The sequence below is a fragment of the Streptomyces manipurensis genome, from assembly GCF_049570255.1.
Taxonomy (GTDB): Bacteria; Actinomycetota; Actinomycetes; order Streptomycetales; family Streptomycetaceae; genus Streptomyces; species Streptomyces manipurensis.
Map to the genome: position 1 here is coordinate 7,130,799 of NZ_CP186950.1, position 13,321 is coordinate 7,144,119.

The following is a 13,321-nucleotide window of genomic DNA, read 5'->3' on the forward strand; positions in this document are numbered from 1 at the left end:
CACTCAACTCCACGCGTCGGGCGTCAGCCCCAGGAGGTCCCGCAACGCCCGCTCCCCGGCCCCGGTCACCTCCAGCGCCCGCCCGCCGTCCGCGGGCCGCACCACCCACCCCTCCTGCGAGGCCCGCGCGCACAGGCGCGCCGCGGTCAGGCCGCCGAGGTGCCGGCGCCGCTCCGTCCAGTCCAGGCAGGAGCTCACCAGCCGCCTGCGCCCCTGGCCCGCGAGGTCGATGCCGGCCTCGGCGCACCACGCCCGGCCCGCCTCCGTCAGCTCGAACACGCCCTCCGTGCGCAGCAGTCCGCGCCGCCCCATCGCGTCGGTCACCGCCATGCCGAGCCGCCCCGCGAAGTGGTCGTAGCAGGTGCGGGCGCGTGCCAGCGGGTCCGGTGCGGCGACCACGGGCACCGCGTGCGCCGCGTCGCGGTCCGGGACGGTGTGGGAGGCCAGCCCGTCGAGCAGACGGGCCGTCTCCGCGTCGGCGATCCGCACGTAACTGTGCCGGCCCTGCCGTTCGGTGACGCAGATGCCCGCCTCCAGCAGCCGGGCCAGATGCCCGCTGACCGTCGACGGCGCGACCGAGGTGACGCGGGCGAGCTCCCCCGCGGTCCAGGCCCGTCCCTCCAGCAGGGTCATGCAGATGGCGGCCCGCGTCTCGTCGGCCAGGGCCGCGGCGAAGGCCGCCAGGAGGGCCGCCGGAGCCGGCCCCTCGCCGCCGGCGGGTGGCCCGGTGTGCGTCGCGCTCGCGTCCATGACTCCAGGATGCCGCATGACTTCGGCGTCCGGCGAACGATCCCGTCGGGGCTCAGTGCCCCGCGGCGGCCTTGACCAGTGCGACGGACAGACCGATCGCCGCGTCCAGGGCGCCCGCCAGCAGGGACACGACCACCCCGCTGCCCATGCGCACACCGCCGTACCAGCCCCACCCGAAGAGGCTCGCGACGCTCACCCCCGCGGCGGCGTACAGGGCGGTCGGCAGCGCCATCACCCCCAGGGCGGCGCAGCCGATCAGCAGCAGGGGGCCGACGGCGGACAGCAGCAGCGGGCTGCTGACCCACAGCATGCGCCGCAGCTCCGTGCCGGAGGCGAGCCGGCCGTGGACCACGCGGTGGGCCTGCTGGTCGGCGACCAGCGTCGCCAGCCACAGTCCGACCGCGGCGGTCAGCACGGTGGCGGCGGTCCCGGCGGGATCGGCGTGCTCCGACACGGCCAGACCGATCACCACCGAGATCATGGTGATCGTCGCGTAGAGCCGCTCCTTCAGATGGGCGGCGGCCGCGGCCGTCGAGGCCGGCGGGTCCGCCCCGTGCGCGGCCTCCGCCCCCTGCGCGCCGCCCGTGCCGGAGCGCTCGGGCGCGGCCCCGGTACCGCCGGTGTCCTCGTGACCCATGGCGCCAGCGTAGTGACGGCGCCCGCCGACGCGGTGTCAGCGGGCGCCGACCCGGCCGGACATGACCGCCGGGGCCTTCGTCCGGCGGTACGGGCCGCGGCCGGGCGGGTCCCCTGTCGCGACGGGGCCGCGCGGGCCACACTGGGACGACGGGGTGCGACGCCGGGTACGACGCCCCGTCACGAGGAGGCGGTGGGACTGTGCCGGTCGACCCTGCGGAGCTGCCCGTTCCGGCCGTGCGCCCCCAGGTCTGGGAGACGTACGGGCCGGCCGACCTCAGCGCCGAGCCGGTCTTCGCCGGCGGCTTCATCAACTTCGGCCACTGGCAGGCCGTCGACCTGGACGGGCCGCTGTCCCCGGAGGACCGGATCCGCAGCGAGCAGGACCTCTACCGGCAGGTCCTCGACGCGGCCGCTCCCCGCGGCGGCCGGGCCGTGGAGATCGGCTGTGGCCTGGGCCTCGGCTGTGCCCTCGCCCTGGAGGAGTACGCTCCCGCCTCCGTCACCGGGGTCGACGTCCACCCCCAGCAGCTCCGGCGGGCCCGCGAGGCGAACTCCGCGCTGTTGGAGGCGCGTCCGGACGGGCTGCGCCTCGTGCTGGGGGCCGCGGAGGACCTGCCGTTCGGCGACGGCGCGTTCGACTGCCTCTACAGCGTCGAGGCGGCCCAGCACTTCCCCGACCTGGAGGCGTTCGCCCGGGAGGCCGCACGCGTGCTGCGGCCCGGCGGGCGGCTGGCGGTCACCAGCTTCTTCAGCGCCGAGGGGGAGCCCGACGCGGGGGAGCGGCTCGCGGGACTGCTGGAGACCTTCGCCGGCGGCCTGGACATCGCCCGGCCCGTCTCCCGGCTCGCGGACGCCCTCACGCGCGCCGGCTTCGCCGGGGTCCGGGCCGTCTCGATCGGCCCGCACGTCTGGCCGGGCTGGGACCGCTGGCTCGCCCGGCTCTGGGCACCGGGCACCTGGCCCCGGAACTTCCACGTCGCCTGGGAGCAGCGGCTCCTGGACTACCACCTCGTCACCGCGCTCCGCCCCGGGTGACGGGCCGCGCGGCCCACCGGGAGTGGTCCGACCGGGTGGGAGCGGTGTGACCTCCCCCGAGCAAGATCGTTCTCGGGTCATGAGCCTCCTCACCGCACGTACCGCCGTCATCGCCCTCGTCCTCGCGGGCTCCGCCCTCTCCTTCGCCGCGACCGCCCAGGCCGCCGCACCCGCGACCGCGTCCGGCCCGGCGGCCGTGGCCGCCGCCGCGGCGTCCGGTCCCGCCGACGACCTCGCCGACGACCTCGCCGACGAACTGGCCGACGACCTCACGGACGACCTCACCGACGAGCTCACCGACGAGGCGGGCGACGACCTGGACCTCCCCGGCGAGGACTGACCGGGCCGGTGCGCCCACGACGGGAACGGCCGGACCGCGATCGCGATCCGGCCGTTCCCGTTCAGGCGTCCGGGTCGGCTCAGTCGCCGTCCCGCGGCGGATGCACCGCCTCGACGAGGGTGGCGAGCACGTCCACGGCGCTGCCGTCGTGGTCGCTGCCCGCCGTTCCGCTTCCGCTCTGGAGGTTGGCCGTACGGTCCACCTCCACCACGGAGTCCGCGTGGGAGTTGTCGATGACGGTGATCAGGCTGTCGCTCGCGGCGGCCGGCGCCGCGCCTCCCGCCAGGAAGGCCACGGCGAGGCAGGCGGCCGCCCGGACGCGCGCGCCGGTCACACCCGTGCGCCCTCGCGCGCGACGGGCAGGGGGTGGTGACGCGAGATGTTCTTCGCCAGCAGCCGGGTGGACTCCCCGACGCCGACCTCCTCGTTGCCGTCCGCCGCCGGGAGCCGTCCGTCGGCGAGCCGCAGTTCCGCCAGGGCCGTGTCCATCGCCTTGTGGGCGGCGAACAGGCAGGGGGTGCTGTAGATGGCGACGTCGATGCCGAGGTCGGTCAGCTCGGTGAGGGAGAGCCGGGGGGACTTGCCCCCGGCGATCTGGTTGAACAGCAGCGGCTTGTCGCCGACGGCCCGGCGGATCCGCTCGATCCACTCCACGCTGCGGACCCCGTCGACGAGGACCACGTCGGCGTCCGTCGACGCCAGTGCCTGCGCGCGGTGGACGATGTCGGCCTCCTCCGTCGCGTCGGTGCGGGCGACGACGACCAGGTCCTTGCGCGTGGCGAGGACCATCTCCAGCTTCTCCAGGTACTCCTGCAGCGGCAGGACCTGCTTGCCGTCGGCGTGCCCGCAACGGCGCGGACGCTTCTGGTCCTCGAGGATGACGCCCGAGGCACCCATGCGCTCCAGGCCCTCCACGACGTGGCAGGCCACCTCGGGATCGACGTACCCGTCGTCGATGTCGACGAGGAGGTGGTGGCGGGGGAAGGCGCCGCGCAGCCGCTGGACGAACGCCATCATGTCGGGCCAGGCGATGAAGCCGATGTCCGGCAGCCCGTAGTGGGAGGCGGCGAATCCGAATCCGGAGACGAACATCCCGTCGTAGTGCCCGGCGGCCACCGAGGCCGAGTACATGTCGTACACCCCGATCAGGGGAGTGGTGCCCGGTTCGGCGATCTGTTCCCGCAGCTTGGTCCCGTAAGTCATCGGTCGGCTTCCTCCGAGGAGAGCGTCGGCACAGGGGAGGCGGAGAGCCCGTACGACGAGGGGGGGCTCTTTACCTGAACGGGATGGTTCCTTGGGGAAGTGCCGAACATCTCCTGGGCAAGCCTTTGCTCACCCCATCGGCGTAGATCGTTCACCACAGAAACGTCACTGGTGGGGGCCGGTCGGGCGCCGTGTCACGCTGCGGTGGGCAGCCAGCAGCCGTGCAGGCCCAGGGGTACCCGTACGGGGATCCGCGCGCGGGCCACCGGCCCGGAGGCGGGGTCCTCGGCGGGGATCACCAGGAACCAGCTCGAACCGTCGGTGCGGTCGGTCGCGAAGGTCATCCAGTAGCCGTGCGCGTCCGAGTCGAGGCCCGGTTCGGGTGCGAACACCGGTTCTCCGACCGAGAGGTCCCCCGCGTCCCAGACCTGTGCCGCTCCGGTCTCCGTGTCGAACCAGCGCACGGCGTCGTACTCGCCGGCCAGCAGGTCCGTGCGCCCGGTCTCGGTGGCCAGCGCCGCATGGCGGTGGCGCCGCCCGATGCGCCGGTCGTCGATCCGCGGGAACTCCACCCGGGCGTCGTCCAGCAGGGTGCGGGACATGCTGCCGGCGGCCGGGTCCAGGCGCGCCCGCACGAGCCCGCCCGTCACCGGCTCGGAGGGAACCTCGCCCCCGACCGTGAGCCGGCTCCACTGCACGTAGTCGAGGACCACCGGCGCGTCCGGGCCGGTTCCGTCGTCGTAGGCGTTCACCGTGTGCCAGAGCCAGAAGGCCTCGTCGTCCGCCCACCGCGGCGGTCCGCCGTCGCGCGGGATCAGCACCGCCCGGGTGCCGCGTTCGGGCCGCCAGGAGAGCAGCGCGCCACCCGCCATCGCCGCTTCCAGGTCGAAGAAGGCGGGGGCCAGGACGAGGACGGCGTACCGGCCGGTCAGGGCCATGTCGTGGATCATCATCGGCTCGTCCACGCCCTCCACGGGGGTGGGGCCGCGGGAGACGGTGCCGTCCCGGGCGATGACCGACCAGGTGAGGTAGGGCGGTTCGAGGCCGTAGCAGAAGACCACCATCTCCCCCGTGACCGGGTCGATCTTGGGGTGGGCGGTGATCCCCGCCGGCAGGGCCCCGCCGAAGTCCTCCCGGCCCAGGGTTCCCAGACCCCCGTCGACCCGGAAGGGGCACGCCGACTCGGCGAGGGCCAGCAGGCGGCCGCCGTGCCGGACCACGTTGATGTCGGGGAGGTCCCGGAAGGTGCCGGCGAGCTCCGGTCCGACCTGGTCGGCACCCGGGAAGACCATCGACTCCAGACCGCCCCACAGGGCGTGTCCCACGCGTTCCTCGGCCTCCAGCGCGGGCGTGCGCACGAAGCGGTTGCGGTAGCGGGCGCGGCCCTGCGAGAGCCAGACGCCGTGCAGCATGCCGTCACCGTCGATCGGATAGAGGTACGAGCCGATCGGGGTGAAGCGCGGATTGGGTCCGTTGCGCAGGTACAGGCCGTCCAGGGCGGCCGGGATCTCGCCCGTCACCTCCAGGTCGACGGCGTCGACCTCCTCGGTGACCGGGGCGAACGAGCCCAGCAGATGCGGGACGCGGGCGGGGTCGAATCGGGGTGGCGTGTGCGTGTTCACGGGACCTCCCGGCAGGCGCCCGGGGGCCGTCGCCGGCCGGAGCCGTCCCCCGCGGGCGCGCGGTTGCGGCTCCTTCCAGTGAAACCCGTACTCCGGGCGGGTGCCCTGTGCCGGGCTGGGCAGCGGCGGGGGACGGCTGCCCGGCTCAGGCCGGAGTGAGGACGGCCTCGTGCGCGTCGTCGAGGACGAACCCGTTGTCGAGCCGGACCCGCGCGGTGACATGGGCCCGCTGCTCCCGGTGGGCCAGCCAGTGCGGCTCCAGTTCGCCGATGCGCTCCTCCAGCTGCTGCCGGCTCGCCGGGGGCATCTGGTGGCCGAAGTCGTCCCGCAGCGAGGTGAGCCGTACGTACTCGCGGACCTCGTGGCTCTGCTCGTGCTCCCGCGGGCCGTGCACCCGCTCCACGGTGCCCGCGGTACCCGCCGCCAGGGACAGGGACCCGACGACGGCGTCTGGCTCCTCGCCGGCCGGCCCGTCCGCCGCCACCACGACGGCCCCGGTCAGCCGCAGGTCCGCCGCCAGTCGTACCCGCTGGCCCTCTCGGAGCGTCATCGGTCCCTCATCCCTCCGCGCCGTCACCGGCCGGTCGCGCACCGGCCCGCCGCCATTATCCGGGGCGCCGCCGGACGGGGTCGGCGGCCGGCGGGCACCGGTCTGTCGGTGGCCCCCCGTACGCTCCGGACCATGTCAGTCAACATCGATCTCGCCTTCACCGTCACCGGCATCGCCGACGAACCGCAGGCCCACCGGATCGTCGACGCCCTGGGCCGGCTGATGCTCGCCGAGAACATCGAGCTCGAAGTCAGCATGGGCGTGGCCAAGGACGATCACGGCGCCCTCTTCGTCTCCGGGGAGTCGGACCACCCGCTCTGCGTCTCCCGCTCCTACCTCTGGCGGCCCCACTTCGAGGGGCTCTTCCGGGCGGCGGTCGAGGAGGTCGCAGCGGGAGCCGTGTCCAGGATCGAGTGGGGCTACCCCGACGAGGAGTACTGAGCGACCGGGGGAGCCGGGGGCAGCGCCCAGCGGATCGCCCGGGTCACGGCATGGCCGCCGAGGCGGGCGGCACCGGGCGGCAGCCGGGCCGGCAGCGGCACGGGACCGGAGGTGACCGCCGCCCTCGCCCACGGCGGGAGCAGCTCGACCGCCGCGGCCGCCAGCAGTCCGTACGGCAGCCGGGCGGCCCCCGGCAGCGGCGGCTCGGCCAGCAGGAACCGCGCGGTGTCACGGGACGCGGGCGTCGGCCGCAGCAGCGGCCGGCAGGCCTCCATCCGGTCCTCCAGTTCGGCCGTGCTCTCCGGGGGCCCGACCACCCCCAGGGCCCGGGCGACGAACCCCGTGTCGGCGAGGTAGGCGTCGCAGCCGGCGGGGTCCAGCGGACACCTGCCGTACCGCTGGTGCGCCCGCAGGAAGCAGTACGCCTCCGCGACGTGCACCCAGCCCAGCAGCTCCGGATCGTCGGCCCGGTACGGCACGCCCTCGTCGGTCCTGCCGCGGACGCGGGCGTGCACCGCGCGGACCCGGGCCACGGCGGCCTCGGCGTCCGAGCCCGTCCCGAACGTGGTGACCGCCAGGAAGGTACTGGTCCGGTGCAGCCGCCCCCACGGGTCCCCGCGGTAGCCCGAGTGCGCGGCGACGGCGGCCATCGCGACGGGGTGCAGGGACTGGAGCAGCAGGGCGGACAGCCCGCCCACGAACATCGAGGCGTCCCCGTGGACCCGTCGCACCGGCCGGTCCGGGGAGAACCACCGCGGTCCCGGAGCCGTGTGGATCCGGGCCCGGTTGCGCGGCCCGTCGGGCCCGGCTACCCGCAGGAAGACCGCCTCGCCGGCCTGCCGCCTGATCCGCCGGACAGCCGTCGTCGCCCTCGCCATGCCCCCAGTATGTGCCCGGCCCGCACCGGCGCCCAGCCCGTACCGGCCGGGGCGATCGGGGCGATTGGGGGATGATGTGAGGGGAAGGCGCGCGGCGTACGAGGAGGAACGTCATGGCTGCCGAAGACGCGCGAGCACCGGGACCCCCGGCCGGTACCGCCGGCCCGGGACCCTACGTGGTCCGGGTGACCGGTGACATGGACGTGGAGCACGCCGACGAGCTCCGGGCGGCCCTCGCCGCCGCCCTCGCCGAGGCGCCCGACGGCGCCGAGATCGTCGTCGACCTGCGCCATTCCTCGTTCTGTGATTCCGCGGGCCTCAACACACTGCTGGAGGCGCGCCGGCGGGGCGAGGAGTCGGGGCACGTGGTGCGGCTGGCGGCGCCCAGCCACCAGCTGCTGCGGCTCCTGGAGTACACCGGCACGACCGGCCGCTTCCCGCTCGACCCCGCCGTACCCGGCTGAGCGACGCCGGCACCGGAGCGTTCCGCCCCGCCTGCGGCCGTACGGACCCACCGATGGGAGAACCCGATGAGCAGCGCCGACGAACACTACGGCGACGACGTCTACCAGCCGCAGGAGACGGACGAACCGGCCGAGGCACAGCCCGACCTGGAGAACGCCCTCGACGAGCCGGACCTCGACGACACCCTCGACACGGCCTACGTCCCCCTCGACCGGCCCCTGGCCGTGGACGGCCGCGGCACGACCGCCGCCGAGCAGCGCGCGGGGGAGACCCTGGACCAGCGGCTCGCCCGTGAGCGGCCGGAGGTCTCGGACGAGGACGAGGCCCGCGACGAGTCCGGGGACGCGCTGCTCGCCGGAGCGGACCGGGCGGGCCGCCTCATGGCGGTGGACGACGCGGGCCCGCGGCGCCACATCTCCGTGCTGGCCCGCGACGTCGGGATCGACGGCGGAGCCGCCTCGGCCGAGGAGGCTGCCGTCCACGTCGTGGAGGAGGGCTGGGAGGACAGGTCGGAGGACGGGGACGAACCGTACCCGCCCCCGTGACGGCCGCCTCGGATGATGTGGATCCGCTCCAGCGTGCCCGCGGAGTCACGCATCATCAGGTCGTGGCCCTTGGCCCGCTCCTGCTCGATGAACCCGAGCAGGAGCACCGCGCGGTTGATCACGTCGGACTTGCTGACGCCGGACGCGGCGGCCGGCTCCGACACGACGGTGACGGCGGGCGGGCACAGGGTCACCGAGTAGCGCTCGGTGTCCGGGTGCGGGGGTGCACCGTGACTGCACCACTCTTGCACCACGTCCGCGCGATGTCGCACCCATTCCGAGCGGACGCAAAGGTGCCCGGCCGCGTGTGCGGCCGGGCACCCCTGCGCCGGAACGGGCCGGCCCCGCGTCACATCAGCGGCAGGAAGCCGTAGTAGCCGCCGAGCTGCCGGCGGTACTCGACGTCCTCCAGGTGCCGGTCCCGGGCGAACTCCGGTGCGTTCTTGACCTGTTCCCTGGTCAGGGAGACGTGCACCGTCTCCTCCCGCACGTCGATAGCGGTGACCGTGCCCGCCGGGACGAGGACCTCCTTGCCGAAGATCCACGGTCCGGTGTCCACGACCAGGTAGGAGGAGTCGGCCTCGTCGGAGTGCTTGTCGACCTTCCCGATGCCTCCGTCGGTCGCCTCCACCGTGAAGCCTGACAGGTCCACGTCCGCGATGCGGCCGGCGGCGGTGCGGTAGGCCCAGGCGTGCTCAGACATCAGGAAACAGCTCCCTCGCTTCGATCTTTCGGTCACGGCCCGCCTGCCCCGGCTCCCGGGGGATACACGTGCACGCCGCCGCCGGTCCTCGAAGGGCCGGCTACTTGGGCATGAGGACGGTGTCGACGATGTAGACGTTGGCGTTGGCGGTCTTGACGTTGCCGCAGACGACGTTGGAGGCGTCGTTGACCTTGTAGGCCTCTCCGGAGCCGGAGGTGGTGACCATGCCCTTCTGCAGGGTCTCGAAGCTGCCGTTCTCCAGCTGCTGCGGGGTGAGCTTCTGGCCGACCACGTGGTAGGTGAGGATCTTGGTCAGCTGCTCCTTGTCGGCGAGGACCTTGTCGAGGTCGGCCTTCGGGATCTTGGCGAAGGCGTCGTTCGTGGGAGCGAAGACGGTGATGTCCTTGGCGTTGTTGAGGGTGTCGACCAGGCCGGCCTGCTTGACCGCGGCGACCAGGGTGGACAGGGCCGGGTTGTTCGAGGCGGCGGTGGCGACCGGGTCCTTGGCCATCCCGTCGAACGAGCCCGCGCCCTCCTTCGGGACACCGGCACACGCCGCGCCGAACGGCTTGTCACCCGTCATCGCACCGTCGGACGGCGTGCCCGTGGCGGTCTTGGCCTGGTCCCCGGCGGCCGCGGTCGGGGCGGCCTTGGTGTCACCGGAGTCGGAGCAGGCGGCGAGGGTGAAGGGCAGCACCGCGGCTGCGGCGACGGCGACGGCGGTACGGCGGATCTTCAGGGCGTTCATGATCGGTTGCTCCCCTTGAGCTTCTGTCGATGGATGGATGGAGAGGTGGTCACGGGAGGGATTCGGGAGAACCGGCCGGATGGATGGGGTACTCACCCGAACGAGTGAGTCCGCCGCCCGGGCGCCGCCGGGCCCGGCCCCCGCGCCACCGACCCATGCGTCGCCCTCCCTTCGCCGTCGCCCGCCCCCGTCGTACGGGAGCGCTGCGGGTGGCCGCCGACCGGCCACCCGCAGCGGGCCCACGCGCCGGCCCGTCTTCCGGCGGCGGCCCCGGGCCCCCGGCCGCGGGGAGCGCCCGCGGCCGACCGAGCGGCGCCGGAGGCGGCTGCCGCCCGCTCGACCCTTCTTCGTGCCCCGGGCCGCTTTGGACGTGCCCCGGAGGCCGGGTTCCCTCGAACGAGTGAACCGGTGGCCGCGCGGATGACCGGGTAGCGTCCCATCCACACGCGCGTCGGCTACGAAGAACTGTTCAGAGGCGCCACACGGCTCTGCGGTCGGACCGCCCCGGGAGGCGGTCCGGCCCCGCTCTACGGACTGAGGAACACCATGCGATGGACACCCCGCCCCCCGACGGCCCCGCCAGGCCGCCCCTTCGCCTGGTCGCAACGGCCGGAGCCCCGCCGGTGAACCAACCCATTCCCTTCGGCCCCCGCCCAGGCGGCCGCCCAGGACCCGGCGATCTCGCCGAGGTCATGCAGAAGGTCGCCCACGGGGACAAGCAGGCGTTCTCCGTCCTCTACGACGCCCTCGCGCCCATGGTGTTCGGGATCGTCGTCAAGGTCGTGCGCGACCGGGCGCAGTCCGAGGAGGTCGCCCAGGAGGTCATGATCGACCTGTGGCGGCAGGCCGCCCGTTACCGCTCCGACGCCGGCAGCGTCACCACCTGGGCCGCGACGATCGCCCACCGGCGGGCCGTGGACCGGGTTCGCTCCGCCCAGGCCGCCGCCGACCGCGAGCAGGCCCAGGCCGCCCGCGAACACCGCACCGCCTTCGACGAGGTCGCCGAACAGGTCGAGACCCGGCTGGAGAGCGAGCAGGTCCGCCGATGCCTGCGGAGTCTGACCGAACTCCAGCGCCAGGCGGTGACCTTGGCCTACTACCGGGGGCTCACCTACCGTGAGGTCGCGGAAGCCCTGCGCACACCCCTTCCGACCATCAAGACACGCATGCGCGACGGGCTCATCCGGCTCCGCGACTGCATGGGGGTGACCACATGAAGCAGCACCACTCCGATGCCCACACCCTCGCCGCCGCGTACGCCCTGGGCGCCCTGGACCCCGCCGAACAGGAGGCGTTCACGGCCCACCTGCCGCACTGCGAGGAGTGCCGTCGCGAGGCCGCCGAGTTCGAGGCGACCGCCGCACGCCTGGCCGTGGCCGCCTCCCAGCCCCCGCCGCCCGAGATGCGGCAGCACACCCTGGCCGCCATCGACGGGGTGCGGCAGCTGCCCCCGCGGCTTCCCGGCGCCGCCTCCACCACCACCCTCGGCGGCACCCTGCGGCGACGGGCCATGCCGCTCGCCCTGGCGGCCAGCCTGGTGGCCGCCGCCTCCTTCGCCGGCCTGGCCGCCTGGCAGCACCAGCAGAGCGAGGAACAGCAGCAGCGCGCCCGTCGGGCCGAACAGCGCCTGGACACCGTCAGCGGTGTCCTGGCCGCGCCCGACGCCCGTACCGTCCACGGACGCACCGGGAACGGGGCCCTGACCACCGTGGTGTCCTCCGACCGGCAGAACAAGGCGGTGTTCACCGCGAGCGGGCTGCCCGCACCCGCGGCGGGCATGACGTACCAGCTCTGGCTCGACCACGACGGCACCATGGTCCCGGCCGGCCTCATCGACCGGGACGGCACCGTCCTCATGGTCGGCGATCCGGCCGACGCAGGCGCCGTCGGGCTCACCCTCGAACCGGCCGGCGGATCGCCCAGCCCCACCAGCGCACCCCTGATGCTGATGCGGCTGCCCGCCTGACCCGCGGCGGGACCGGACCCGCTGCCGCCGCCCCGCGACCGGGGCGCGGCGGCGGGCTGCCCGCGCGCCCGAAATTCGTCGCGCCTTCACCCATCCGCACGCCCCTCTGCTGCGAAACAAGGGTGAACAGTGCCGCGCACGCGGCGTGTCGGATGGGTGGGAGTGTCGTGGTGGAACAGCGGAAAGTGGCCGTCGTCGGCGCCGGAGTGGCGGGTCTGACCGCCGCCTACGTGCTGGCGTCCTCGTGCGAGGTCACCCTGTACGAGGCGGACGACCGCCTGGGCGGTCACGCCCACACCCACGAGGCGGCGGGCCCCGGCGGCCGCCCCGTCGCCGTGGACTCGGGCTTCATCGTGCACAACGAGCGCACCTACCCCACCCTGCTGCGGCTGTTCCGGGAGCTGGGGATCGGCACGCAGGACGCCGAGATGAGCATGTCGGTGCGGTGCGACGGCTGCGGCCTGGAATACGCGGGCGCCCGCGGCCCCGGCGCCCTGTTCGCCTCCCGGTCCGCGCTGCGGGCCCGCCACCTGCTGCTGCTCGCGGAGGTCCCGCTCTTCCACCGCCGCGCCCGCCGCCTCCTCGCCGGCGAGCCCTCCCCGCACCTCACCCTGGGCGGCTTCCTGCGCGCCGGCCGCTTCTCGCCCTACTTCGTCACCCATTTCGTCCTGCCCCTGGTCTCGGCGGTCTGGTCCTGCCCGGCACGGACCGCCCTGTCCTATCCGGCCGCCTACCTCTTCGCCTTCCTCGACCACCACGGACTGCTGTCCGTGACGGGCTCCCCGCAGTGGAAGACCGTCACCGGCGGTTCGGCCGCGTACGTCGCCGCCGCGGCCAAGCACGTCCAGCGCGTCCACACCTCCAGCCCGGTGGACGCGGTCCGGCGCACCGGCGGAGGCGTGAGCGTCACGACCGGGGAGGGCACCGACTCCCACGACGCCGTGGTGATCGCCACGCACCCCGACCAGGCGCTGCGCCTCCTCGCCGACCCCACCGAGGACGAGCGGCGCCTCCTGGGCGCCTTCACCTACTCGCGCAACCCCACCGTGCTGCACACCGACACCCGGATCCTGCCGCGTTCGCCGCGGGCCCGCGCCTCCTGGAACTACCGCATGACCGGCTGCGACCCCTCGACGGAGCCCGTGCGCGTCAGCTACGACATGCGGCGCCTGCAGCACCTGCCCGAGGGCGCCGACTACGTCGTCACCCTGGGCGGGGAGGACGGCATCGCCGCGGACCGCGTGGTGGACCGGATGGTCTACGAGCACCCGGTCTACACCCCGGAGTCCGTCGCCGCGCAGCGGCAGCTGCCCCGCCTGAACACGGGCGTCACCGCCTACGCCGGCGCCTGGCACGGCTGGGGCTTCCACGAGGACGGCTGCCGCTCCGGCGCGGAGGCCGCCCGGTCGCTCGGGGTGCGCTGGTGACCGGGACCG

General features: G+C 74.4%; 17 protein-coding genes. 8 read left to right on the plus strand and 9 right to left on the minus strand.

Features of this window, described 5'->3' with window-relative positions; all coding sequences use genetic code 11:
• Positions 1 to 3 precede the first annotated feature (3 nt).
• Both ACPU2J_RS32360 and ACPU2J_RS32365 read right to left on the minus strand, forming a co-directional pair.
• Positions 4 to 750 (minus strand): ArsR/SmtB family transcription factor, encoded by a 747-nt coding sequence (locus ACPU2J_RS32360; protein ID WP_423834640.1) that lies wholly within the window; start codon positions 748 to 750, stop codon positions 4 to 6.
• A gap of 52 nt (positions 751 to 802) precedes the next feature.
• Positions 803 to 1,387 (minus strand): hypothetical protein, encoded by a 585-nt coding sequence (locus ACPU2J_RS32365; protein ID WP_423834641.1) that lies wholly within the window; start codon positions 1,385 to 1,387, stop codon positions 803 to 805.
• 200 nt (positions 1,388 to 1,587) lie between these two features.
• Between ACPU2J_RS32365 and ACPU2J_RS32370 the strand changes: the two genes are divergently transcribed.
• The gene (locus tag ACPU2J_RS32370; protein ID WP_423834642.1) at positions 1,588 to 2,424 is read left to right on the plus strand and encodes a class I SAM-dependent methyltransferase; all 837 of its coding nucleotides are present in this window, start codon (positions 1,588 to 1,590) and stop codon (positions 2,422 to 2,424) included.
• A 79-nt stretch (positions 2,425 to 2,503) separates the two neighbouring features.
• Positions 2,504 to 2,764: a hypothetical protein gene (locus ACPU2J_RS32375; RefSeq protein ID WP_420078455.1), complete on the plus strand. Its 261-nt coding sequence runs from the start codon at positions 2,504 to 2,506 to the stop codon at positions 2,762 to 2,764.
• Positions 2,765 to 2,843: 79 nt separating this feature from the next.
• On the opposite strand, the gene ACPU2J_RS32380 is transcribed toward ACPU2J_RS32375, so the two are convergent.
• The 4 genes from ACPU2J_RS32380 to ACPU2J_RS32395 form a co-directional block, all read right to left on the minus strand.
• A complete protein-coding gene (locus ACPU2J_RS32380; RefSeq protein WP_391342620.1) occupies positions 2,844 to 3,098 on the minus strand; it encodes a hypothetical protein in 255 nt (84 codons plus the stop codon).
• On the minus strand, positions 3,095 to 3,967 hold the full coding sequence (locus tag ACPU2J_RS32385) for an isocitrate lyase/PEP mutase family protein (RefSeq protein ID WP_423834643.1): 873 nt from the start codon (positions 3,965 to 3,967) through the stop codon (positions 3,095 to 3,097). Before ACPU2J_RS32385 ends, ACPU2J_RS32380 begins: the two co-directional genes overlap by 4 nt.
• Before the next feature lie 194 nt (positions 3,968 to 4,161).
• Positions 4,162 to 5,589, minus strand: a complete 1,428-nt coding sequence (locus tag ACPU2J_RS32390) for a carotenoid oxygenase family protein (RefSeq protein ID WP_423834644.1) — start codon at positions 5,587 to 5,589, stop codon at positions 4,162 to 4,164.
• Positions 5,590 to 5,734: 145 nt separating this feature from the next.
• Positions 5,735 to 6,139: a hypothetical protein gene (locus ACPU2J_RS32395; protein WP_420078451.1), complete on the minus strand. Its 405-nt coding sequence runs from the start codon at positions 6,137 to 6,139 to the stop codon at positions 5,735 to 5,737.
• A gap of 132 nt (positions 6,140 to 6,271) precedes the next feature.
• Here ACPU2J_RS32395 and ACPU2J_RS32400 point away from each other — a divergent pair, with 132 nt between their 5' ends.
• Entirely contained in the window at positions 6,272 to 6,580 is a 309-nt protein-coding gene (locus ACPU2J_RS32400; RefSeq protein ID WP_420078450.1) for a hypothetical protein, read from the plus strand.
• Here the strand turns inward: ACPU2J_RS32400 and ACPU2J_RS32405 are convergent.
• Positions 6,559 to 7,458, minus strand: a complete 900-nt coding sequence (locus ACPU2J_RS32405) for an oxygenase MpaB family protein (RefSeq protein WP_423834645.1) — start codon at positions 7,456 to 7,458, stop codon at positions 6,559 to 6,561. The genes ACPU2J_RS32400 and ACPU2J_RS32405 overlap by 22 nt on opposite strands.
• A 113-nt stretch (positions 7,459 to 7,571) precedes the next feature.
• Between ACPU2J_RS32405 and ACPU2J_RS32410 the strand changes: the two genes are divergently transcribed.
• Together ACPU2J_RS32410 and ACPU2J_RS32415 are read left to right on the plus strand one after the other, a co-directional pair.
• Positions 7,572 to 7,922: an STAS domain-containing protein gene (locus tag ACPU2J_RS32410; protein ID WP_420078448.1), complete on the plus strand. Its 351-nt coding sequence runs from the start codon at positions 7,572 to 7,574 to the stop codon at positions 7,920 to 7,922.
• A gap of 66 nt (positions 7,923 to 7,988) precedes the next feature.
• Positions 7,989 to 8,468: a DUF5709 domain-containing protein gene (locus ACPU2J_RS32415; RefSeq protein ID WP_420078447.1), complete on the plus strand. Its 480-nt coding sequence runs from the start codon at positions 7,989 to 7,991 to the stop codon at positions 8,466 to 8,468.
• A gap of 349 nt (positions 8,469 to 8,817) precedes the next feature.
• Here ACPU2J_RS32415 and ACPU2J_RS32420 read toward each other — a convergent pair whose 3' ends face one another.
• Together ACPU2J_RS32420 and ACPU2J_RS32425 are read right to left on the minus strand one after the other, a co-directional pair.
• The gene (locus ACPU2J_RS32420; protein ID WP_423834646.1) at positions 8,818 to 9,171 is read right to left on the minus strand and encodes a PRC-barrel domain containing protein; all 354 of its coding nucleotides are present in this window, start codon (positions 9,169 to 9,171) and stop codon (positions 8,818 to 8,820) included.
• 100 nt (positions 9,172 to 9,271) lie between these two features.
• Positions 9,272 to 9,919, minus strand: coding sequence for a fasciclin domain-containing protein (locus tag ACPU2J_RS32425; protein WP_423834647.1), 648 nt, complete (start codon positions 9,917 to 9,919; stop codon positions 9,272 to 9,274).
• A 623-nt stretch (positions 9,920 to 10,542) separates the two neighbouring features.
• Between ACPU2J_RS32425 and sigK the strand changes: the two genes are divergently transcribed.
• The 3 genes from sigK to ACPU2J_RS32440 all read left to right on the plus strand — a co-directional run bounded on the left by sigK (position 10,543) and on the right by ACPU2J_RS32440 (position 13,312).
• Positions 10,543 to 11,136 carry an ECF RNA polymerase sigma factor SigK gene (gene sigK / locus ACPU2J_RS32430; RefSeq protein ID WP_389075417.1) on the plus strand — a complete coding sequence of 198 codons (594 nt, stop codon included), beginning with the start codon at positions 10,543 to 10,545 and terminating at the stop codon, positions 11,134 to 11,136.
• Positions 11,133 to 11,885, plus strand: coding sequence for an anti-sigma factor (locus ACPU2J_RS32435; RefSeq protein WP_420078444.1), 753 nt, complete (start codon positions 11,133 to 11,135; stop codon positions 11,883 to 11,885). Before sigK ends, ACPU2J_RS32435 begins: the two co-directional genes overlap by 4 nt.
• Positions 11,886 to 12,037: 152 nt before the next feature.
• Positions 12,038 to 13,312 carry an NAD(P)/FAD-dependent oxidoreductase gene (locus tag ACPU2J_RS32440; protein WP_420078443.1) on the plus strand — a complete coding sequence of 425 codons (1,275 nt, stop codon included), beginning with the start codon at positions 12,038 to 12,040 and terminating at the stop codon, positions 13,310 to 13,312.
• Positions 13,313 to 13,321 lie beyond the last annotated feature (9 nt).